Raw genomic sequence first — 22,042 nt, 5'->3', positions numbered from 1 at the left:
GCCAGATGATTCATCTGAATGGCGTCACTGACGAACCCTATGCCTTTGGCAGCCGGCAACCGCTGCTGGCCAACGCCACGCTCGACATACCCGTCGGGCGCTACGCCCTGCTGTCGCATACGCCCGAGATGCACCGCCAGATTGTCGACGTGTTGTGCAATCTGCGGCCGCCGCGCCAGGGCTTCGTCAAGCACGACGGCAATGTGTCGTGGGCGATTGGGCGGCAAGGTTTTATCCGGGGCAAGGCCAACGGGCTTTCCATCATCGACTTCGTCTGCGAGATGTACGAAATCGATATCGAAGCCACGCACGAACTGGTCGCGGACCTGATCAGCGACCCCAAGGTGCTGGCCAAACCCATGGAACATTGGCCGCTTTACGCACGGCAGGAATTCTCGTTCGCCCTGGCGCTGGCGCCGGCTTTCGACGTTTACGTGATCGAAGGGGCCATCCCTTTCGAACCCTGCCGGTTCACCCGGCTCTGGCTGGCCCTGTTCGAAGAGCGGTTGATCGGCCGGACCCTAATTCTCTCTAGCTATCGCCAGAACCAGATGGCGGACTACTGCCTCAAGGGCTTGATTTATGAACGAAGCGCTCTCAGCATCGAAGACGACCTCGACCAATGCCTCAGCAAATACCCCCCGCGACGATCTCGAAGCGACTCCGGCACCGGCGATGACGTCTTCGGAGGCGGCTTCGAAGACAGCCAGCTCGGGATCTGAGGGCGGCTCCGAAATCGAACGCCGCCGTCGCGAACGGCAGGCTGCGCTGCGCGAACGCCGGCGCCACCGCTGGATCAACGCGTTCATCGTCATTGCGCCGGTGGCGCTGGCGCTGGTCTATGTGCTGTGCGTTGCCACCCCGCGCTACGAAGCGGAATCGCGCTTTTTCGTGCAGTCGGGCTCCGGCCAGCAAGGCGGCGGAGGCGGCGCGGCAAGCTTGCTGACCACGGGCAACATGGGCGGCATGCTGGGCGGCTTTGTCGACGGCTGGGCGGTCAGCGATTTCCTGAAATCGCGCGATGCCATGCAACAGCTGGACAAGAAGGTCGGCCTGCGCCAGTACCTGATCCACACGGGTATCGACCCCTTCAACCACCTGGCCGAAGATTCCAGCGAAGACGACCTGTACCGCGCCTATCAGTCGGCGGTACACGTCTCGTTCAACGCCCTGGAGCAGATCGACGTGCTGCGCGTCAGCGCGTTCTCGCCGGAAGACGCCGCGATGCTGTCCAAGGCGCTGATCGGCCTGGCCGAAGAATTCGTCAGCTCGATGAACGAGAAAGGCGTGGCCGACAAGCTGAAGGTCAGCGAAGAGTCGGTCAGGCTGGCCGAGCAAAAGGCGCTGGCCGCGCGCGAAGCCTTGACGGCGTGGCGAACCACGCACGGCAACATCGACCCGACGGCCACGGTGGCCATGCTGTTGAACCTGTCCAGCCAGCTGGAAACCGAACTGAGCAGCGCGCAGATCAATCTGGACAAGATCCGCGCGTTGGAAAACAAGGACCACTTCATGCTCAAGCCCGCCCAGATGCAGGTGGTGGCGTTGCAAAAGCGCATTGCGTCGGTGCGCCGTCGCCTCAGCGGCGACGGCAATGCCGAAGCCAAGCAGCTCAAGTCCTACGAGGCGCTGCGTAACACCCAGGCGTTCGCGGATTCCAACCTGACGCTGGCGCAGCAGTCGTACCAACAGGCGATGACGGACGCGCTGCGCCTGCAACGCTATCTGTCCATCATCGCGCAGCCGGTGCCCACGGACCGCCCCAGCAGCCCGCGTACCGCCATCCTGTTGCTGCAAGCGCTGGCGCTAGGCTTTGTGCTGATGTTTGTGTCGCGCGTGGCAATGGCATTGTTGCGGGGGCTGCGCCATGGTTGATACCGCTATTGAAGAACGCCGCGCCCAGGCCGACGCCACCACGCAGCTGCGCGAAGTCATCCGCGACATTCTGGCGGCCGACGAACCCGCCGGCCAGTTGGCAAGACTGGGACCGGCGCTGGCGAAGACGAACGAGGGCTGGCGCGATGTGCGCCGCCTGCTGGTCGCGCCCTGGATGCGCGAAGCGAAGCTCGCGCCCGCCATCGCCGCCCTGGAAACGCTGATTGCGGCGTACCCGGCCCGCGCCGATGACCGCCGCCTGCTGGCCAGCCTGCTGGGCCGCACCAAGCAGTGGGACCGCGCTATTGCCGAGGTGGATGCCGCGGCCGGCATCGAGCCCGCCAACGCATCGCACCACGCCGCGCGCATCCAGTTGCGCGTGCAGGCTGGCCGCGTGACGGACGCCGCCGAGGTCGCACGCGCCACGGTGTCCATGGCGCGCGACGAGCCCGCCGAGGCGTATGCCTGGATGATGGCCTTTGCGCGTAATGGCGACACGGCCCAGGCCGCCGACATCGCCGCAAGCCTGGATCCCGCGCAGCTGCCGAATGAACGCGTGGCCACGATGGCCGTGCGCGCATTGCTGGAAGACGAGCGCGCCCAGGCGGCGATTGAACTGGGCGACCGGGCGCTGAACGCTGGCCACGACAGCCCCGCCTTGCGCGCGTCGTTGGGCATGGCGCATCTGCGGCGTGCGACTGAGGATGACCGCAAGGTGCACGCGCTGACCCATTTTGAAACGGGCCTGGCCGCCGCGCCCACGGACGTGCGGCTGTTGACGCTGTACGGCGAAACCCTGCTGCGTGCCGGCCGCTACAAGGAGGCCGCGGCGCCGTTGGCGCAGGCCATTGAACTGGCGCCCGAGCTGGAGCAGACGCGTGCTTTGTATGCACGTGCGCTGCGCTACACCTTGGAGTACGACAAGGCCGCCGAGCAGATGTTGAAGCTGGTCGAGAAGTCTCCCGACAAGCTGACCTGGCAGCGCTCGGCCATCGGCGCGCTGTCGCAGGCGGGCCGCAAGCAAGAGGCCGAGGCGCTGTACACGAAGTACGTCGCCACGCGCAGCGCACACCTGCCCAAGACCTTCCAGGACGCCATGGCGCAGATGGAGCAGCGGCTGCACATGGCGCCGATTCCACAGGCGCGGCTGGATTGGGCGTGGTCGCTGCGCGGCGACGCCAATGCGGACCGCGCGGATTGGGAACGCCGCGCGCGCTGGGGCCACATGATCGACCATCTGCTGTTCGACTGGCTGGAATGCCGCGAAGACGATGTCGAAGAGGCCATGCAGTTGCTGGGCGAACTGGATACCGGCGAGCGCTTTTTCGCGCCGCTGCTGGCGGCTGGCAAGGGCGTGGTGGTGGCGACCGCGCACGTCGGCCCCATGTATGCCGGGTTGATGGCGCTGGAGCTTCTGGGCATTCCGTCGCGCTGGCTCGCCACCGCGCCCACGGTGGCCCAAAGCAGCTATGCCACGGCCTTGATTTCCACCGCCGATCAAACCGAGGCGCAGGTGGCCAAAGCCTGCATGCGCGCCATCAACTCGGGCTTCGTGCTGTGCCTGGCCATCGACGGCGCGGCGAATCCCGCCGCGCCCCGCACCACCTTCGAAGGTCAGGAAGTAACGTATTCCAGCTTTGCGTCGCACCTGGCGCATCGCGTGGGCGTGCCGTCGGTGTTCTACGCGCCGCGCTGGGAAAACGGCCAGGTGACGTACACGCTGGCCATGCTGCCGGCGGCCAATCCTGGCGAAGACGCGGACGCCTACGCGCTGCGATGGCAGAAGGCGTATTTCGAACGGCTGCGCGAACACGTGGCCGGCCCCCCTGAAAATCTGCGCTTGAGCGGCGGCATCTGGCGTCATGTGCAGTCAGCGGATCGCTCCGCGCAGCAATAGGAACAAGCCTTGATGAAGTCTGCAATGAAAACGATGCGTTGGCTGCTTGCCGTGGCCCTGCTGCAAGGTGGGGTGGCGGCCGCGAATGAAGCCTGCCCCAGCCCGGACGAACACTGCCCGCTCGTTTCATCGCTGCTGTCTCAACGCGAAGGCTACGGCGCCAAGGCCACGGGCGGCCTGGGCGGCAAGTTCATCGAGGTGACGTCCGACCAGGATTCGGGGCCGGGCACCTTGCGCGCCGCGCTGGCGCAAGCCAAGAAGGGTCCGACCTGGATCCGCTTCGCATCCGATATGACGATCGTGCTGGACAAGCAGCTGCGCGTGCCCTCGAACGTGACGATCGACGGGCGCGGCAAGCGCGTTGCCTTGATCGACGACGGGCTGGGCGTGTACGGCGTGCAGAACGTCATCCTGACGCACCTGACCATCGACGGCCGCCTGAACCGGCTGACGCAGGCCGTGAACGTGGCCAATGGCAGCCGCGATGTGTGGGTGGACCATATGGATCTGTCGCGCATGTCGGACCGGCTGCTGAACGTGAAGAACGGGTCCACCGACGTGACAATTTCATGGACCAAGTTCCATAACTCGAACAAGGTCATGCTGCTGAACAACATCACGTCCAAGAATCTGTTCCAGAACTACGAACGTGATTCGATCGCCCGCGTGACGCTGCATCACAACTATTTCTTCAACACCGTGCAGCGCAATCCGCGCGGGCAGTTCGGCACGTTCCACCTGTTCAACAACCTGCTTGAAGACTGGGATTTCTACGGCATGAGCTTCAGCCTGGAAGCCAAGGCGCTGGTCGAAGGCAACATCTTCAACAACACGGCGCAGCGCAAGTGCGTCGAGCCCGAATTCTTTCCCACGGTGGAAGGCGTCAACGTCAATTACTGCCACTACATTCCCATTGCCGCCAAACGCAGCGCGCTGGACAACGGCGAGTCGGATCGGGGCGCATACGAAAAATTGAAGTCGCAGCACGGCTACACGCGCGACTACAAAGCCTTCCTGCGCCTGAAAGACAACCTGTACCTGGGCGATGCCAAGCCGGTGTTGCAGGACTACCGACCCGATGCCGCCCCGACGCCGCCGTATTGTTACGGCTACGAGTACCCGACGCCGGAATTGGCCGACAAGATCCGCAAGTTTGCCGGCAACACCGGTGGCGATACGCCCCTGCCTGCATCAAGAACCGGGTCTGGCTGCGGCGGCTAGGCGTCAAGGCTGCGCGACAAAAAACTGTCCACTCTGAGATACACCCGGGTTGTTGTCCCCCTGAAATTGCGACGCAACGTGTTGCAATAAGCGTAACAACGTTTACAAATTCGTCCCGCCAAGGACGAGGGGACAGTGACCATGAGTCAAACACCACGATACCTGCGCCGCCCGCAGGGTTCGAACTGGGGCGATTTCGGCCACGACGACCAGTTGGGCACGCTGAACCACCTGGACAGCCAGGCGCGTCTGGCCGCCGTCGCTGAAATCAAGACCGGGATTTCGTTTTCGCTCAGCTTGCCGTTGACAGTGCCGCGCGCGCCCGTGCTGAACCCGCGCCGCAAGGGGCCGTCGATCCAGCCCGCCGAGAAAAACGGCGTGCCGGTGTACCGATATCCCCTGGGCCTGGACGTGCCCGGCGCCACCGACGTCGTCAGCGACGACCGCGTTACGCTGTCGCCGCAGTACTCCACGCAATGGGACGCACTGGGCCATGTGGGCTCGATGTATGACGCCCACGGTACGGGCCAGCCGCAGCCCACCGGGTACAACGGCTTTACCGTCAGCGAGCCTTCCCCCGACAACTTCACCGGCACGCAAGACCTGTCCATCGCGCCGATGGCGCGCCATGGCATCCAGGGGCGCGGCGTGATGGTTGACCTGCGCGCCCGCTTTGGCGATGAACAACGCAAGGTGTCGTACCGCGACCTCATGGACGTGATCGAGGCCGACGCGGTGCAAGTGCGGCCCGGCGACGTGCTGTGCCTGCACACTGGCCTGGCCGACCTGGCGTTGACGCTGGGCGAGCACGAACAGGAACGGCTCAAGACCAGCTGCTGCGTGCTGGACGGCGCGGACGCGCAACTGCTGGCCTGGATCAAGGACAGCCGCATTGCCGCCATCGCGGCGGACAACCACGCCGTGGAACTGCGCAACCATCAGCTGGACGCAGGCCCCGGGCCGCTGCTGCCCTTGCACGAACAATGCCTCTTCAAGCTGGGCCTGCCACTGGGCGAGCTCTGGCATCTGACCCCGCTGGCGCACTGGCTGCGCCAGCATGGCCGACACGCTTTCTTCCTGACCGCCGCACCCATGTACGTGCCCGGTCTGGTCGGCGCGCCGGTCAACCCCATCGCGACCGTCTGACCCCGTCAGGCGGATCGCGCAACGATTCATCATCAATCGAATATCCCCTTCCGGGGAGTTGTGAGGAGCACACATGAAGAAGACCCGTTTCGCGGCCTTGGCCGCATTGCGTCCGCTGGTTGCGGCCATCGGCCTGGTCGGCGCTGTCGGCGCGGCCAACGCCGCCGGCTATCCCGAGCAGCCCATCACGATGGTGGTGCCGTATTCCGCCGGCGGCGGCGCTGACAACGCCGCGCGCATCATCGCCCAGGGCATGAGCGAAGTAGCCGGCCAAAGCGTCGTGATCGAAAACAAGGGCGGCGCCAGCGGCTCGATCGGTGCGGCCTTCGTGGCGCGCGCCAAGCCGGACGGCTACACGGTGCTGTTCGACGCGTCCGCGTTCTCGATCAACCCGGTGCTGCGCAAGCTGCCCTACGACGCGAAGAAGGACTTCGTGCCGGTCTCGCAAGCGGTCAGCGTGCCCAACATCCTGGTGGCGGCGCCGGGCTCGGCGTTCAACAACCTGCCCGACTTCATCAAGGCCGCGCGTGCCAACCCCGGCAAGTACACCTTTGCCTCGTACGGCCCCGGCAGCCTGGCGCAGATGGCTGCTGAACTGCTCAAGAAGGATGCGGACGTGAACGTGGTGCACGTGCCCTACAAGGGCGGCGCGCCGGCCATCGTGGACGTCATGGGCGGACAGGTGGACGTGTACTTCGCCAACGCGGCATCCAGCCTGAACTACGTCAGCGGCGGCAAGCTCAAGGCGCTGGCCGTGTCCTCGGCCAAGCGCATGCCGGAATTGCCGAATGTGGCGACGGTCGGCGAAGCCGGCATCAAGAATTTTGACGTGGTCGAATGGAACGGCCTGTTCCTGCCCGCCGGCTCCAGCCCGGAAGTGGTCGCCAAGCTGCAAGACCTGGTGCAAAAGGCGCTGGCGCGTCCCGAAACGCGCGACAAGCTGGCCAAGCTGGGCCTGACCCCCGTGGGCAGCAGCGCGGCCGACTTCGCCAAGTTCGTCGACGCCGAGCAAGTGCGTTGGGCCGAGGTCGTGAAAGCCAATAACATCACGGTGAACTGATCCACCGACGGGAACGGGCGCGGCGTTGGCCCGTTCCCTTGTCAACCCGTTGCAGGGAGAAGCACACGATGAGCCGAGAAGAAGACTTCGAGCGCGGCCTGGCGAACCGCCGCGCTGTGTTGGGTGACGAATGGGTGCAGCGTTCGCTGGACCGCGCCACCACGTTCACCGCCGACTACCAGAACATGATCACGCGTTACGCGTGGCACGATATCTGGAGCCGTCCGGGCTTGCCGCACAAGGCGCGCCGCATGATGGTGCTGGCCGTGACGCTGTCGCTGGGCCGCTGGGAAGAATTCGAGCTGCACGTGCGCGCCGCGCTGACCGCGCCAGATGAGTCGCGCCTGACGCCCGATGAGTTGAAAGAAGTGCTGTTGCAGAATGCCATCTACGCCGGCGTGCCGGCGGCCAATACGGCGTTCAATCTGGCGCAGAATATTTTGCGTGAGGTAGCTGCGCAGATTGGCTATGACCTGGCGTCGGCGGACCCCCGGCAAGCGGATCTGTTTGGCGCGGGCTCGCAGCCGTAGCGTGCGACGCGGCCTGATCGGCGTCGGGGCTGCTTTGCGTTGACGCTGGCGTCGCGGGGGGCGTCGGCGCATCCGACTCGAAGCGTCCGCCCAGCGCCAGATGCAGGTTCACGCGCTGCACCAGCCTTTCGGCGCGCACGTGCATCAGGTCGCTTTGCACGCGCAGCGCGTCGCGCTTGCGCTGCAATACGTCGAAGTCGTCAAACTGGCCAATCTGGCGTTGCACCTGCGCCAACGCCAGCGCGCGGCGGCTTTCGGAATACTGGCGTTGCAGCGATTGCTCTCGCATCGCCAGCTGCTGCTCGCCGGTCAAGCCGTTTTCCACTTCGGCCATGGCGCCCAGGATGGCGCGCGCATACAACGCCAGCGCTTCGCGCTGTTGTTCTGTGCGTAATTCGAGCGTGATCTGGCGACGGCCGGCGTCAAATAGCGGCCAGGCCAACGAGGCGCCCACGGGGAACACCCAGCTTTGCATGCTGGTTGCCAAGCCGGAATAGTCTTTGGTAAAGCGCCCCGCGCCGGCAAATATCGCAATGGTGGGCAGGCGCGCTGCCTTGGCTTCCTCGGCGCCGAAAAAGGCCGCCACCAGGCGTTCGCGCGCGGCCACCAGGTCAGGCCTGCGGTCCAGCAGCGCCAGCGGCAAGCCGGGCGCCAGCGGCGCGGGCGAATCGGGAATGGCTTCGTCCGCCTGCGCGACGCCGGCGGGGTAGCGTCCCAACATCAATTCCAACGCGCGCAGCGCTTGCACCCGCGCCAGTTCGCGCTGGGCCACCACGTCCGCCGCCGCGGCCACCTGCTCGGACCACTGCGCCACTTCAAATTCACCGACCCGGCCGATACTGCGACGGTATTGGATCAGCTTGAGCTGGTCGCTTGTTGCACTTTCCAGTTCGCGAGCCAGCGCAAGCTGCCCGCTTGCCTCCAGTGCCGCGAGCCAGCTTTTTGCGGTCAATGCCCCGATGGACTGGCGCGCGTAGGCGTAGTCGGCTTCCGATGATCGGTAGCCCGCCTCGCCGGACAGTTTCTCGGCCCTGGCCCTGCCCCACAGGTCCAGCTCCCAGTTCATCAGGACGGCGTAGCCGTTGGCGGAAAACGCACTGCCCGGCGTCGGGTCCGTGGCCGCGCGTGCGCCAATGCCTACCGTGGGCAGCAACGATGCGCCCGCCAGCCGCGCCTGGTGCGCGGCCTGTTGCATCCGGCTGGCCGCCACGCGCAGGTCCACATTGTTGGCAAGCGCTTCCTCGATCAGCGCTTGCAAGGTGCCGGTCCGCGGAAACCCCGCCCATGCGGGCTCGAACGCGGCAGCTTGCGCGCTGGTCGTCCACGCCGCCGGCACATCGGTACCGGCCATGGCGTCCTTGACCATGGCATCGTCCGCCGGCCGGTTCAGGTTGGCGCAGCCGGCCATCAGCATGGCCATACATGCCAGGGGCAGCGCGCGGGAAAGAAGGGTCAGGGGCGCGGACATAGGCAAGGCCGGTCAGTGCAGCTTGAGAACCAGGTAGTCCAGTTTGGACGACACGCGGAAGATGACTTTGCGCACCATATGCAGCGCGCGCAGGCTGTCTGTGTAGATGGCGGCGTTGCCTCGCGCGCCCATCGCAAACATGATGTCCTCGGGCGCCTGCAGGTCTATGCGCACCGCGTATTGCATCGGCGCGGCGGCGCTGGCGCCTTCCGCCGTGGTGCCCGGCAAGGCGCCGGATGCCTGGAACTGGCCTTGTGATGTGGCCCACACAATGGAATCGACGCTGCCTTTGAACACGCGGCCGGGGATGGTGCGCAAGGACACCTCGACCTCGTCGCCCGGCTTGACCTTGGTTAGTTGGTTTTGATCGAAGAACGCGATGACCTGCTGCGAGGTTTCAACGAACGACATGATGGGCCGCAAGGGGATCGCGGCGGCATACGAGCCCACGCGCGCTTGCAGGTTGATGGCGTATCCGTCCGCCGGGGCATACAGGGTGGTTTGCGCCAGCTCCCACTTGGCCGTGTCCAGTTCGGCTTTCACCTGCGCCACGGCGGCCTGGTCGCCTTCGTACATGGCGCCGATGTTCAAGCGGATTTTCTGTTCCGCTTCGCGCGCGGCTTCCCAGTTGGCTTGGCGTACCTTCAGCTCGCTTTGAAAGCTCTGCACGTCGTATTGACTACCGGCGCCGCGCGCGGCCAGCGCGGTGCTTTGGCGCAGCCGCATGCGCGCCAGATCAACCTGCGCCAACGCCGCCGCCGTCATCGCCTTGGCCGAGGACAAATCCCGGTCCAGCGATTGCTGCGTGGCCTGCGCATCGATCAGCTTGGCTTCCAGTTGCCGCAATTTCAAACGATAGGGCTCGTCGTCCAGGCGCAGCAGCACGTCGCCCTTCTTGATCAGTCGATTGCCTTCGACGGCAATTTCAACCACGCGACCGGTCACGCGGGGAACGACTTCGACGACGTAGTTGGTCACGCGCAATTCAGCGGACGAAGGCGTGACGACGTTGATGATGAAAATAAGTGCGGTCAGGCCCGCCGCACCCACAGCCACCACGCCGACCTGCGATTGAATATTCCAGGGCAGCAGCTTCAGCTTGATGAAGATCAGCCACACCAGCACGCCGTAGAAGAGAGCAATGAGTTCAAGCATGCAAACCTCCTGGACAAGTGCGGCATCCACATGTCGCGCAAACACGCCCACGCGACACGTACCCCTTTGGCGCGCCGGTCATCAACCGTCGGGTCGGGATGGAGGGGGCGGTAGATCGGTGGCGGGCGTGGTGACCGGCGCCTCATGGTGCGTGTCGCGGCCATACGCCATCTGATAACCGATGGGCTTGGTGTGCGCCCACAGCCAGGCAAAGGGCCACAGCATGCCGCCGAACGCCAGGGATAAAAGGCATAGCGATTTGATGGCTTCGGCTTGCGGGTGGCGGCGCTTTTCGGCGATGACTTCCGGCAGGACGTGCAGCTTCCAGAATATCCAGACGGCCAGGATGGGCACCAGAACCAGCACCACCCAGACCAGCACGTCGGCGATGGCGTCTTCCCAATGGCCCGCCGCGGCGTGCCCGGTGCCCGGCGCCATTGCGGCAGCAACGGCAAAGGCCACGGCAAATCCATGTCGTGAACGGGCTAAAGACATTTCGCGCCCCTTTTCCCTATGGGATGCCAATAACTCAACCGTTGCCAAGGTGGCTTATTGCGAAACAGCAAATTGATTTTCGCCAGTGACCCAAGCATGTGTCTATGCTAATTTCGGCAATATGTTGTCAGATCCACGTCGTCGGTACCTTGCCAGGGGAAACAGATGGATCTTCATCATTTCAAGTCGTTCGATTCCTACGCCGACGCCATCTTCGACGCCCAGGCGCGCGTATTTCTCTTGGGAAGCGGGGGCGGGGGGTGGCGTATCAGCCGTTTCGACATTGACGGCATCGACCTCCAGCAGGGTAGCGCCGCCGTTTCAAACGTGTGCGAAGCGGTGTGCCGGTCTACTCACCTGACGTTGCTGTTGTCGCAGCCTTCTCCCTGCCAGGCCTGGCTGAATGGGGCGCCCTTGAATGCGGCGGCGCTGGGCATCCTGGCGCCGGGCAAGGGTTACGTCTTTCGCGCGGCAGGGCCCAACGAATGGATCAGTATCGCGTTGCCGGTTGATGCCGAGCTGTTCACAGGCGATGGCCTGCTGGCGCAGACGCTCAGGCGTTGGCGTAGTACGGGTGGCATGGAAAAAACAGACCCCCTGCAATGGGGCGCCCTGCGCGAAGCGGCCCTGATGGCGATGACCCCGGCTTGTCCGCCGGCAATCGGCCGCCGCTTGATCGAACGCCGGCTGTTTGACCTGATGGCCTGTCGTTTGCCGAACGACCGATGCAAGGGCCGCCCTTCGTCATCGCTGGCATGGTTGTGCGACGCCACGCTGACGGTCTTTCGCGAGCGTAATGAGAACGCCCACGTCGAAGACATACGCCGGGGCCTGAAAATCAGCGAGCGCGGTTTGCGCGACTTCTTCCAAACGTGTTTCGGCATGGGCCCAGGACATTATCTTTGCCTGCGCAAGCTTCACGACGTGTATTGGGACCTGGCATCAGGCGATGACAAACGGATGACGGTGGCCGACTGCTTCTTGCAGCATGGCTATCCCTATTCCACGCATTCCGCGGCGCAATACCGCGCGCTGTTCCTTGAGACGCCTTCCGCAACGCGCAATCGTTTTCATCCGCAATAACGCTGCAACCACCGTGCGCACGGGGCGCGATTCTGGTGATTCGAACCTGACGATTTTTCGCCGGAATCATCATGGACCTTCAATTGCGACTCGGCTCACAATGCCCGATGGGCCGATCAAGGAGCGAGATGATGAAAACCGAAAAAGCAATCGCAAAGGACGAACCCGTCAGCGCCGCACTTGAAAACGGCGCGCCCGGTGTCGCGGGGTTGTCAGCAAAGAAGTACGAGCGCGAACTGGCCAAGCTTCATGTTGAACTGGTCAAGCTTCAGCAATGGGTGGTGCACAGCGGGGCAAAGGTCTGCATCCTGTTCGAAGGGCGCGACGGCGCGGGCAAGGGCGGCACCATCAAGGCGATTACCGAGCGGGTCAGCCCACGGGTCTTTCGCGTGGTGGCGCTGCCGTCGCCCACCGACCGCGAAAAAACGCAGATGTACGTGCAACGCTATCTGCCGCATTTGCCGGCGGCCGGCGAAATCGTGATTTTCGACCGCAGTTGGTACAACCGCGCCGGCGTGGAACGCGTCATGGGGTTCTGCACCAAAAGCCAGGCCAAGGCGTTCTTGAAAGCGGTGCCGCTGGTCGAGCGTGCCATCATCGATTCCGGCGTGATCCTGATCAAGTACTGGCTGGAAGTTAGCGAAGCCGAGCAGACGCGGCGGCTACAGGCGCGTATTCACGACGAGCGGAAAATCTGGAAGCTGTCCAAGCTGGATCTGGATTCGTACAGCCATTGGTATGACTATTCGCGCGCCCGCGACGATATGTTCGCGCAAACGGACACGGACTACGCGCCTTGGTTCGTGGCGGATTCCAATAACAAAAGACGGGTGCGGCTCAATATCATCAGCCACCTGCTCAAGAGCATTCCGTACAAGGCGCTGCCCCGGGCAAAGATAACGCTGCCCAAGCGGCAAAAGCCGCAGGGCTACCGCGAGCCGGACCGCGCGATCCGCAGCGTTCCGGCTGTGTTCTAGGAATTCGGCGGCCGCCAAACCCGTGCGTCCGGGGCGAGTGGTATCTTGTGTCTGTTTTTTATGTAGATGCATAGGCAGACGCCACCCGCCCCATGTCCGACCACGTTCCTTCCGCGCCGACCACCCCGTCCGACGAGCCCCAAGCCATCCACCGGCCTTTCGTCCAGAACGTGGGCACGCGGCGCATGCTGCATTTCACGCAGAAAGAAATCCAAAGCAGCATGTCGCTGCTGAATCCCGACGCGCTGGAAATTGAATACACGCGCATGATGATGGGCTTCGTGCTGTTCAACCCCGAGCCCGCGCGCATCCTGATGGTGGGCCTGGGCGGCGGCTCGCTGCCCAAGTTCTGCTATCGCTACCTGGCCGGTGCCGACATTGAAGTGGTCGAGATCGACCCCGCCGTCATCGCCCTGCGCGAGGCCTTCATGGTGCCCCCCGACAACGCCCGCTTTCGCGTGGTGCAGGCCGACGCGGCCGACCACTTGCGCGGCCTGTCGGACCATGCCGACGTGATTTTCCTGGATGGTTATGGCGTGGGCGGCATTCCGGATGCGCTGTGTTCCGAAGCGTTCTACGCCGACTGCCACCGCGCGCTGCGCGAGAACGGCATCCTGGTCATCAACTACCACGTGAACCACCCGATGCATCACGAGTACCTGGCGCGCGTGCGGGCCTCGTTCGGCTCGTCGATGTTTGAAGTGGTGGATGACGACATGACCAACAGTGTCGTGTTCGCCTGCAAGGGCGACTTGCTGAACGATCCGGCCGCGGCCGAATTGAAGCGTCCCGCCGCCATCCCCCGCGACGCGTGGCGTCAGCTGATGCCGACGCTGCGCGTCATCGGGGCCACGCTGGAACTCAGATAGCCTTGCGGATCCGCACGGGGATGGACTTGTAGCTGGGCGTGCCGCTTTGCTTGTCCTGGTAGTCCAGCGGGCAAAGGTTGTTGGCTTCCGGGTAGTACGCGCCGACGGACCCTGGCGCAATGTCGTAGGCAATGGCGGTCAGCCGAAGATGGCGGTGCGATTCGCCCGGCAGGCCGGTGTTGATGTCTACCTCGTCCCCATGTTCCAGGCCAAGGCGCGCCAGGTCGGCCGCGTTCATGAACAGCACGTCGCGCCGTCCGAACACGCCGCGATAGCGGTCGTCCAGCCCGTAGATGGTGGTGTTGTATTGATCGTGGCTGCGCAGTGTGGTCAGCGTCAGCGTGTCCGACGGCGCGGCCGGGTCTTCGCGCAGGCCCTTGAACGGCAGGAACCGCGCCTTGCCGGACGGCGTCTTCCAGATGCGTTCCGTGGGCGGCAACAGCAAGCGAAAGCCACCGGGCTTCAGGATGCGTTCGTTGTAGCCCCGGAAGTCCGGGTACACCTGTTCGATCAGGTCGCGGATGCGGCCGTAGTCTTCCACCAGGTGCAGCCATGGCACGCGGCTGTGCGGCAACGTGGCAGCGGCCATGGCGGCGATGATGGCCGGTTCGGAACGCAGGTGTTCCGAGGCCGGCGCCAGCTTGCCGCGCGAGGCATGCACCATCGACATGGAATCCTCGACCGTGATCGACTGCGCGCCGCCGGCCTGCACGTCGCTTTCGGTGCGGCCCAGCACCGGCAGGATGATCGACTCGCGGCCGATCAGCAGGTGCGAGCGGTTCAGCTTCGTGTTCATGTGTACCGCCAGGTCCAGCCGGCGCATGCCGGCTTCGCACTGGTCGGTGTCGGACAGCGCCATCGCCAGGTTGCCGCCCAGGCAGATCAGCGCGCGCGCCGAGCCGTCGACCATGGCCTTCATCGCGTCCACGGCGTCGTGGCCGTGGCGCTCGGGCGGGCGGAAACCAAACGTCTTTTCAAAATTGTCGAACATCACCGGATCGATCTTTTCCGTGATGCCCACCGTGCGATTGCCCTGCACGTTGGAATGCCCGCGCAACGGGCAGATGCCGGCGCCCGGCTTGCCGAAGTTGCCGCGCATGAGCAGCAGCGCGGCAATCTGCTGCACGTTATGGGTGCCGCGCGCGTGCTGCGTGATGCCCATGCCGTAGGTCACGATGGTGGCATTTGATCTGGCGTAGGCGGTGGCCACGGCCTCCAGGTCCGCGCGGGACAGGCCGCTGGCCGCTTCGATGTCGTGCCACGGGGTGTCGTCCAGGTCCTGCACATAGGCGTCTAGGCCTTCCGTGTGCTGGGCAATGAAGTCATGGTCCAGCACGCCGGGCGCGTCGCGGTCCGCCGCCACCAGCGCCTTCATGATGCCCTTGAGCGCGGCCGCGTCGCCGCCGACCTTCACCTGGTAATACGTGGAGGCGATGCGGGTAGACCCCAGCGTGCCCATCTCAACAGGGTTCTGCGGGTCGGCAAAGCGTTCCAGCGCGCGCTCGCGCAAGGGGTTGAACACGATGATGGGCACGCCGCGCCGCGCGCACTCGTGCAAGGTGCCCATCATGCGCGGATGGTTGGTGCCCGGGTTGTGGCCCATCGAGATGATGAGGTCACACGTGTCGAAGTCGTCCAGCGATACCGTGCCCTTGCCGATGCCGATGGCTTGCGGCAGGCCGACGCTGGTGGCCTCGTGGCACATGTTCGAGCAATCGGGAAAGTTGTTGGTGCCTAGCTCGCGCGCGAACACGCTGAAGAGAAAGGCGGCTTCGTTCGAGGCGCGGCCCGACGTGTAGAACTCGACCATGTCGGGGTCGGGCAATGCCGACAACGTGGCGCCGATGCGGGCGAACGCGGCGTCCCAACCGATGGCTTGATACGTGTCGCTGGCCGCGTCGTACGCCAGGGGGTGCGTCAGGCGGCCGGCGTCTTCCAGGTCGTGGTCGCTCCAGGTCAGCAGTTCGGTGACGGTATGCGCGGCAAAGAACTCGGGCGTGACGCGCTTCTTGGTGGCTTCCCACGTGACGGCCTTGGCGCCGTTTTCGCAGAACTGGAAGGTCGACGTGTGCGCCTTGTCGGGCCACGCGCAGCCGGGGCAGTCAAAGCCGTCGGGCTTGTTGGTGCGCAACAGCAGCACGGGCGCTTCGGCGATGCGCATCTGGTCGGCCACGTTTTAAACGTTTTTTGCTGAATACCGCATGTCGTGCCAAAAGTCTCGTTATTTCAATTTGTGACAAAACTATTCATTTGCTTATAATGCCGGCTCGATTCAATAACGATTAGAGGCTTGCCCGCCGCGACTGCGGTGGCGCCGGCAGGAGAAGAAGATGTTGAACAAGGTCGTAAAGATGGGCGCGCTGGCCGTGTTGGCGGCGGCAATTTCCGGTTGCGCCACCGAGCGCTCGCAAGCGCTGGTGGTGCCGGCCACGCAGGCGGCGGCCAAGCCGTATCAAGGCGTGCGCAGCCCGATCTCGGTCGGTAAATTCGATAACCGCACCAACTATCTGCGTGGCGTGTTCTCGGACGGCGTCGACCGTCTGGGCGGCCAGGCCAAGACGATCGTGGTCAGCCATCTTCAGCGCAGCGGTCGCTTCCAGGTCATGGACCGCGACAACCTCTCCGAAATCAAGCAGGAAGCCGGCTTCAACAAAAAGGCCAACCAGATCAAGGGCGCGCGCTATGTCGTGACCGGCGACGTCACCGCGTTCGGCCGCAAGGTCACCGGCGACCAGCAGCTGTTCGGCATCCTGGGCCGTGGCAAGGAACAAGTGGCGTACGCCAAGGTGGACCTGAACGTGGTCGACGTGACGACGTCCGAAGTGGTGTATTCGGCATCGGGCGCGGGCGAGTACAGCCTGTCGAACCGCGAAGTCATCGGCTTTGGCGGCACCGCCAGCTACGACTCCACCCTGAACGGCAAGGTCCTGGACCTGGCCATCCGTGAGGCGGTGGACCGCCTGGTCGACGGCATCGAGCAAGGCGCCTGGCAGCCTTCCGCCAACTAAGGAGACTTGCCATGTTGAAACTACAGGCGATGCGTCGCCCGGATGCGCTTGCGCGCGCCGGGCGCGGTTTGGCGGTAGCCGCCGCGGTGGGTCTCTTGAGTGCATGCGTGCAACAGCCCAAGTCGATGTACAGCTGGCAGGCCTATCAGCCGTCTGTCTATGCGTATCTGAAGGAAGACGGGTCGGATAACGCGGTGCAGGCTCAAGCCCTGGAAAAGAACATTGAAACCGCGCGTGCGGCCAATGTTGAGTTGCCGCCGGGCTTTCGCGCGCACCTGGGCATGCTGTACCTGAAGATGGGTGACGGCGACAAGGGCGTGGAGCAACTGCAAAGCGAGAAGGTGGCTTTTCCGGAATCCACGCCGTTCATGGACTTCCTGATGCGCAACGTCGGCAAGCCCGCAGCGTCCGTTGACGCCACGTCCGCCACCCCGGCATCCGCCGATGCGGCAGCCTTGAAGAAGGGATCGTGATGATGACCCGCTTGTTCCGAATCGGCCTGTTGGCCGCCGTGGCCATGCTGGCCGGTTGCGTCGCGCCGCAGCAGCACGTGGACTACACCGCTTTCCGCGAAAGCAAGCCGGCGTCGATCCTGGTGCTGCCGCCGCTGAACACGTCCGTGGACGTGGCCGCCACGGCCGCCGTGCTGTCGCAGGCCACGCGGCCCCTGGCGGAATCGGGCTACTACGTGATCCCGGTCGGTGTCATGGACGAAACCTTCAAGCAGAACGGCCTGAGCTCCCCGGATGAAATCCACGGGCTGCCCGGCGCCAAGCTGCGCGAGATCTTCGGCGCCGACGCGGCCTTGTACATGACGGTAAAGCAGTACGGCGCCAGCTATGCCGTAGTGTCCAGCAACGTCACGGTGGCCATCGATGCCGAACTGATCGACCTGCGCAACGGCGCCAAGCTGTGGTCGGGCAGCAAGCAGGTGGTACAGGCCAGCAACAGCAGCGGCGGCCTGATCGGCATGCTGGTGCAGGCGATGGTGGACCAGATCGTCAACACGCTGTCGGATCGCAGCTATGGCGTGGCCGGCACGACCAACCACATGCTGCTCAGCGCGGGCCAGCCCGGCGGCATTCTGTACGGGCCGCGCTCCCCGCGCTACGACACGCAGTAATCCTGCGCGACGTATCAGTCCCAGGCCGCGGCCAGCCCTTCGGGGCTGACTTCGCGGCCGTTTCTTTCCAGCTTGGCGATTTGCGCCATGTCTTCGTCGGTCAGGCGCAGTTGCAGGGCCAGCAGGTTGCTGGCCAGGTTGTCGCGCCTGGTCGATGACGGGATCACCGAATAGCCCAGCTGTAGCGCCCAGGCCAGCGTCACCTGGGCGGGCGTGGCGTTGTGTCGCTTCGCAATCTGCTGGATCACCGGGTCCTTCAGCACCCGGCCATACGCCAGCGTCATGTACGACGTGACGTGGATGCCCTGCTCTTTCAGGAACGCGGTCAGCGTGGCGTTCTGCAAGTACGGGCTGAGCTCGATCTGATTGGTGGCGATGGCCTCGCGGCCCACGGCGGCGATGGCCGCGCGGGTTTGCGCGATGGGAAAGTTCGAGATACCGATCTGGCGCGTCAGCCCCTGCGCGCGCGCCTCGGCCAGCGCAGTCATGCATTCGTCGATGGACACGCCGTTGCCCGGCGCGGGCCAGTGGATCAAGGTCAGGTCCACATAGTCGCTTCGCAGCTTGGCCAGGCTGTCCTTCAAGCTGGGCACCAGCTTGTCGCGCCCGGTGTTGGGCACCCAGATCTTGGTGGTGATGAACAGCGCATCACGCGCCACGCCCGATTGCGCAATGGCCTCGCCCACGTCCGCTTCGTTCTCGTAGATTTGCGCCGTGTCGATGGCGCGGTAGCCCACGTCCAGCGCGTTGCGCACCGAATCAATGACGACTTGTCCTTGCAGCCGGAACGTGCCGACGCCAAAACGGGGAATGCTCATGTAAAACTCCGAAAGGGGGAAAGATCCAGGCGCCCATGGCCCGGGAATGCCGGCAGTGTGCCCGCCGGATCCTTGCCCAAAAAGCCCCATATCGGCGAAATACTTTTGATATAACGTCAAATATGAAAACGACGCTGGACGAAATGCAGGTCTTTATCGCCGTGGTGGATAGCGGCTCCATCACCGCTGCCGCCGAGGTGCTGGGCCAGACCATCTCGGCCACCAGCCGCACCATGAGCCGCCTGGAAGAAAAGCTGCAAACCACGCTGATGCGCCGGACCACGCGCAGGCTGGCGCTGACCGAAGAAGGCCGCGCGTATCTTGAGCAGGTGCGCCGCATCGTCGCGGCGGTCGAAGAAACCGAAGACCTGATGAATGTGCGGCGCAATCAGCCCGCCGGGTTGTTGCGCGTGGACGCGGCCTCGCCCTTCATGCTGCACGTCATCGCGCCGCTGGTGCCCGGCTACCGCAAGCGGTATCCGCAAGTGGAGCTGGAACTGAACAGCAACGAAGGCAACATCGATCTGCTGGAACGCCGCACCGACCTGGCCATCCGCATCGGCCGATTGAAGGATTCGTCGCTGCACGCGGTGCCGCTGGGTCAGAGCCGCGTGCGCGTGTTGGCCAGCCCGGCATATCTGGCGCAGCACGGCACGCCCAAGCGCGTGGCCGACCTCGCCCGCCACATGCTGCTGGGGTTCAGCCAGCCGGAGTCGTTGAACGAATGGCCGTTGCTGGATGCGGATGGGCAGGCGCTGCACATCAAGCCCGGCGTGCGCGCACACAGCGGCGAGACGCTGCGGCAACTGGCGCTGAACCATGGCGGCATCGTGTGCCTGTCGGATTTCATGACGCGGGCCGACCGCGAAGCGGGCGCGTTGCAGCAGGTGCTGCCGCGCCAGACGCAAGACGTCAGGCAGCCGATCAACGCGGTGTACTACCGCAACACCGCGATTTCATCACGCATCAAATCGTTCATCGACTATGTGGTGGAAACGGTCGGGCCTGATGGATTCTCGGAGCCTGCCGGTCGGTGAGAGATGTGTCCAATGGAGACATCGGCATCGGGCCCGCCAAGGGCAAACGTATACTGCCCCCGTTTTAATTCCGGATAGCCCCAACCCCATGAGCATCTTCTCCCGCTTCTTCGGCCGCAAGGAAGAATCCGCCGACGCCCGCGCGCTGGTCGCCAACCCCGCCATTGAAAACCCGCTGAGCTTGCAGGTGCTGTTCGCCGAGCCCCTGGCGCTGGACGAGGACGGCTTGCGGGCGGCGCTGTGCGCGTATCACCCGTCGATGAGCGATGCCCGCGTCGAGATCGCGCCCGACATGCCCGAAGTGCTGGGCCTGGCCGGCTGGGGCGATCACGTGGTGCGGTTGGTGGGTTTTAACGCGCCCTATCCCAAGGATGCGTTGGAAGCCTGCGTGGCGCCGGCGCATTATCCGGGCACGGTCAAGGACGAAGTGCGCGCGCACGCCAGCCACATCGTTCTGTACTACGGGGGTTTTTCGCAAGATCCGCTGGAGCAGTACGTGGCGCTGGCCGCCGTGGCCGGTGCGTTGACCGGCTTTGGCGCGGTGGCGGTGTTGAACGAACATGCGCACACCTCGTTGCCGGCCGGCGTATTCGATGCCGAGTCGCTGGGTGAAGAAAGCCTGGACCTGCTGCGCGCGCTGCCGCTGAACATGCTGTATTGCGGCTTTGTGAAGTATGACGTGGATGGCGTGGCCGGCGTGTGGATGCGCACCTATGGCGCCGACCTGTTCAGCCTGCCCGACTTCGCGGCGCTGGCCCGTGGCCATGATGAAGGCGAGTACTACTCGAACATCTTCAACAACATCATGGGCTACATGCTGGAAAGCGGCGCGGAGCTGGCCGCCGGGCACACCATGCAGATCGGCGAGAACGCCTATATGAAACTGCGCGAGCCCAGCCAGGAGGAATACTTCCTGGACGGGCCCGCGCAGGTACTCGTTGCCGAAATCATCACGGCGGACGAGATCAACGCGCCGCAATAATCGGGCGGCTCCCGGTGGCCGGCCACACGCGCAGGCCCAGCGCCAACGCTGCCGCGCCTGCCGCCACGACCGTCACGCCCGTCCAGCCCCAATGGGCCAGCGCCAGGCTGCCCAGCGCGCCACCGGCAGCCATGCCGATGAACACGCCCGTCATCAGGATGGCGTTCAGGCGGCTGCGGGCGGCCGGGTCGATGCCGTAGACGATGCTTTGATGCGCGATCAGCGAGGTCTGGATGCCCAGGTCAAAGCCGATGGCAGCACCCGCGATCAGCCACAGCGCGGCGTGCGGTGACAGGAACGGCAGAAAGATCATGGCGGCGAACGACACCATCGTCAGCCCGGCGCCCAGGCTCGCCACGGCGAGCGGACCACGGGTGTCGGCAACGCGGCCGGCCAGCGGCGCGGCCAACGCGCCGGCCGCGCCCGCCAGCCCGAAAGCGCCCGCCGCACCCGCGCCCAGGTGAAACGGCGCGCCATGCAGCATCACCGCCAAGGTCGACCAGAACGCGCTGAAGCCCAGCGACAGCAAGCCCTGCGCCGTGGCGGCGCGGCGCAGCCCGGGGTGCTGGCGCCACAGCGTTGCCAGCGAGCCCAGCAGCGCGGCGTACGACAGCTGCGCGGTCGGCACGAAGCGCGGCAGGCCACGCCACAGCGCCGCGCCCAGCGCCACGATGGTGACGGCGGCCGCCAAGAACATGGCGCGCCAGCCGAACTGCTCGGCAACGAATCCGCTGACCACGCGTGACAACAGAATGCCCAGCAACAGCCCCGTCATCACGGTGCCGACGATCTTGCCGCGTTGCTCGACCGGCGCCAGATGCGCGGCGGCCGGCACGATGTCCTGCGCCAGCGTGGCGGACAGGCCGACCACGAAGCTGGCGGCCAGCAACAGGCCGATGGAGGGCGCGACGGCGGCGGCCAGCAACGCCACGCTAAGCACGGCGGCCTTGATGAGGATGATGCGCTTTCTGTCGTGGCGGTCGCCCAGGGGCGCCAGCATCAGGATGCCGAACGCATAACCCAGCTGCGTCAGGGTGGGGATCCAACCCAGCGTCTCGGCGCTGGCGTGGATGTCCACGCCCAGTACGCCCAGCATCGGCTGGCTGTAATACAGGGACGCTACCGACAGACCGGCGCCGATCGCCAGAAGGAAAACAAGTCCGCGCGATAAGGCAGCGGTAGAGGTGGGGGTTTGGGATGACATGGTGAGGTGTCCGAAAGATCATGTACGGGGCAGATTCTGGGCGCGCGCGTCCCGTTTTGGTAGCCGACTTGCGGGTACATCGGTTATACGATTG

At 64.7% G+C, this 22,042-nt stretch carries 21 protein-coding genes; 15 read left to right on the top strand and 6 right to left on the bottom strand.

Annotated elements, in window-relative coordinates; all coding sequences use genetic code 11:
- Window positions 1-5 precede the first annotated feature (5 nt).
- The 7 genes from AC0Z35_RS20760 (at window position 6) to AC0Z35_RS20730 (ending at window position 7,729) form a co-directional block, all read left to right on the top strand.
- Window positions 6-722, top strand: a complete 717-nt coding sequence (locus tag AC0Z35_RS20760) for a P-loop NTPase family protein (protein ID WP_046805317.1) — start codon at window positions 6-8, stop codon at window positions 720-722.
- Window positions 676-1,875 carry a KpsE/RkpR family capsule polysaccharide export protein gene (locus AC0Z35_RS20755; RefSeq protein WP_240434022.1) on the top strand — a complete coding sequence of 400 codons (1,200 nt, stop codon included), beginning with the start codon at window positions 676-678 and terminating at the stop codon, window positions 1,873-1,875. The genes AC0Z35_RS20760 and AC0Z35_RS20755 overlap by 47 nt, the downstream gene beginning before the upstream one ends.
- Window positions 1,868-3,772 carry a Vi polysaccharide transport protein VexE gene (locus AC0Z35_RS20750; RefSeq protein WP_485132620.1) on the top strand — a complete coding sequence of 635 codons (1,905 nt, stop codon included), beginning with the start codon at window positions 1,868-1,870 and terminating at the stop codon, window positions 3,770-3,772. The genes AC0Z35_RS20755 and AC0Z35_RS20750 overlap by 8 nt, the downstream gene beginning before the upstream one ends.
- A 12-nt stretch (window positions 3,773-3,784) precedes the next feature.
- Window positions 3,785-4,993, top strand: a complete 1,209-nt coding sequence (locus tag AC0Z35_RS20745) for a pectate lyase family protein (RefSeq protein ID WP_485132718.1) — start codon at window positions 3,785-3,787, stop codon at window positions 4,991-4,993.
- Between the two features lie 141 nt (window positions 4,994-5,134).
- On the top strand, window positions 5,135-6,139 hold the full coding sequence (locus AC0Z35_RS20740; RefSeq protein WP_485132619.1) for a cyclase family protein: 1,005 nt from the start codon (window positions 5,135-5,137) through the stop codon (window positions 6,137-6,139).
- A gap of 73 nt (window positions 6,140-6,212) precedes the next feature.
- Window positions 6,213-7,199 carry a tripartite tricarboxylate transporter substrate binding protein gene (locus tag AC0Z35_RS20735; RefSeq protein WP_046805321.1) on the top strand — a complete coding sequence of 329 codons (987 nt, stop codon included), beginning with the start codon at window positions 6,213-6,215 and terminating at the stop codon, window positions 7,197-7,199.
- Between the two features lie 68 nt (window positions 7,200-7,267).
- The gene (locus tag AC0Z35_RS20730) at window positions 7,268-7,729 is read left to right on the top strand and encodes a carboxymuconolactone decarboxylase family protein (protein ID WP_120153489.1); all 462 of its coding nucleotides are present in this window, start codon (window positions 7,268-7,270) and stop codon (window positions 7,727-7,729) included.
- Here the strand turns inward: AC0Z35_RS20730 and AC0Z35_RS20725 are convergent.
- The 3 genes from AC0Z35_RS20725 to AC0Z35_RS20715 all read right to left on the bottom strand — a co-directional run bounded on the left by AC0Z35_RS20725 (window position 7,620) and on the right by AC0Z35_RS20715 (window position 10,847).
- Entirely contained in the window at window positions 7,620-9,197 is a 1,578-nt protein-coding gene (locus AC0Z35_RS20725; protein WP_485132618.1) for a TolC family protein, read from the bottom strand. The two genes, AC0Z35_RS20730 and AC0Z35_RS20725, sit on opposite strands and share 110 nt — an antisense overlap.
- 12 nt (window positions 9,198-9,209) lie before the next feature.
- Window positions 9,210-10,352 carry an HlyD family secretion protein gene (locus AC0Z35_RS20720; protein WP_046805324.1) on the bottom strand — a complete coding sequence of 381 codons (1,143 nt, stop codon included), beginning with the start codon at window positions 10,350-10,352 and terminating at the stop codon, window positions 9,210-9,212.
- 81 nt (window positions 10,353-10,433) lie between these two features.
- The gene (locus tag AC0Z35_RS20715; RefSeq protein ID WP_485132617.1) at window positions 10,434-10,847 is read right to left on the bottom strand and encodes a DUF3302 domain-containing protein; all 414 of its coding nucleotides are present in this window, start codon (window positions 10,845-10,847) and stop codon (window positions 10,434-10,436) included.
- Between the two features lie 165 nt (window positions 10,848-11,012).
- On the opposite strand from AC0Z35_RS20715, the gene AC0Z35_RS20710 reads away from it, so the two are divergent.
- The 3 genes from AC0Z35_RS20710 (at window position 11,013) to AC0Z35_RS20700 (ending at window position 13,776) form a co-directional block, all read left to right on the top strand.
- Entirely contained in the window at window positions 11,013-11,930 is a 918-nt protein-coding gene (locus AC0Z35_RS20710; RefSeq protein ID WP_485132616.1) for a helix-turn-helix domain-containing protein, read from the top strand.
- A 128-nt stretch (window positions 11,931-12,058) separates the two neighbouring features.
- Entirely contained in the window at window positions 12,059-12,907 is an 849-nt protein-coding gene (gene ppk2 / locus AC0Z35_RS20705; protein ID WP_120153495.1) for a polyphosphate kinase 2, read from the top strand.
- Between the two features lie 92 nt (window positions 12,908-12,999).
- Window positions 13,000-13,776 carry a fused MFS/spermidine synthase gene (locus AC0Z35_RS20700; protein ID WP_120153497.1) on the top strand — a complete coding sequence of 259 codons (777 nt, stop codon included), beginning with the start codon at window positions 13,000-13,002 and terminating at the stop codon, window positions 13,774-13,776.
- On the opposite strand, the gene AC0Z35_RS20695 is transcribed toward AC0Z35_RS20700, so the two are convergent.
- Complete coding sequence (locus AC0Z35_RS20695) at window positions 13,769-15,937, bottom strand: FdhF/YdeP family oxidoreductase (protein WP_485132717.1); 2,169 nt, start codon at window positions 15,935-15,937, stop codon at window positions 13,769-13,771. The genes AC0Z35_RS20700 and AC0Z35_RS20695 overlap by 8 nt on opposite strands.
- A gap of 169 nt (window positions 15,938-16,106) precedes the next feature.
- On the opposite strand from AC0Z35_RS20695, the gene AC0Z35_RS20690 reads away from it, so the two are divergent.
- Genes AC0Z35_RS20690 through AC0Z35_RS20680 form a run of 3 tightly spaced genes read left to right on the top strand, consistent with a single transcriptional unit; the run spans window position 16,107 to window position 17,907 of the window.
- Window positions 16,107-16,784 carry a CsgG/HfaB family protein gene (locus AC0Z35_RS20690; protein WP_046805329.1) on the top strand — a complete coding sequence of 226 codons (678 nt, stop codon included), beginning with the start codon at window positions 16,107-16,109 and terminating at the stop codon, window positions 16,782-16,784.
- Window positions 16,785-16,795: 11 nt separating this feature from the next.
- Window positions 16,796-17,257 carry a DUF4810 domain-containing protein gene (locus AC0Z35_RS20685; RefSeq protein WP_046805330.1) on the top strand — a complete coding sequence of 154 codons (462 nt, stop codon included), beginning with the start codon at window positions 16,796-16,798 and terminating at the stop codon, window positions 17,255-17,257.
- Entirely contained in the window at window positions 17,257-17,907 is a 651-nt protein-coding gene (locus AC0Z35_RS20680) for a DUF799 domain-containing protein (RefSeq protein ID WP_046805331.1), read from the top strand. The genes AC0Z35_RS20685 and AC0Z35_RS20680 overlap by 1 nt, the downstream gene beginning before the upstream one ends.
- A 14-nt stretch (window positions 17,908-17,921) precedes the next feature.
- Here the strand turns inward: AC0Z35_RS20680 and dkgB are convergent, their stop codons facing one another.
- On the bottom strand, window positions 17,922-18,725 hold the full coding sequence (gene dkgB, locus AC0Z35_RS20675) for a 2,5-didehydrogluconate reductase DkgB (RefSeq protein WP_485132615.1): 804 nt from the start codon (window positions 18,723-18,725) through the stop codon (window positions 17,922-17,924).
- A 122-nt stretch (window positions 18,726-18,847) separates the two neighbouring features.
- Here dkgB and AC0Z35_RS20670 point away from each other — a divergent pair, with 122 nt between their 5' ends.
- The gene (locus AC0Z35_RS20670; protein WP_046805333.1) at window positions 18,848-19,762 is read left to right on the top strand and encodes a LysR substrate-binding domain-containing protein; all 915 of its coding nucleotides are present in this window, start codon (window positions 18,848-18,850) and stop codon (window positions 19,760-19,762) included.
- Window positions 19,763-19,850: 88 nt separating this feature from the next.
- On the top strand, window positions 19,851-20,744 hold the full coding sequence (locus AC0Z35_RS20665) for a DUF4261 domain-containing protein (RefSeq protein ID WP_046805334.1): 894 nt from the start codon (window positions 19,851-19,853) through the stop codon (window positions 20,742-20,744).
- On the opposite strand, the gene AC0Z35_RS20660 is transcribed toward AC0Z35_RS20665, so the two are convergent.
- Window positions 20,728-21,948 (bottom strand): MFS transporter, encoded by a 1,221-nt coding sequence (locus AC0Z35_RS20660; protein WP_485132614.1) that lies wholly within the window; start codon window positions 21,946-21,948, stop codon window positions 20,728-20,730. The two genes, AC0Z35_RS20665 and AC0Z35_RS20660, sit on opposite strands and share 17 nt — an antisense overlap.
- Window positions 21,949-22,042: the final 94 nt, after the last annotated feature.

The organism is Achromobacter sp. 1L-A-4-B-C2, assembly GCF_057291955.1.
The sequence above is the reverse complement of the archived record's forward strand: the minus strand, read 5'-3'. Positions and strand labels throughout refer to the sequence as shown.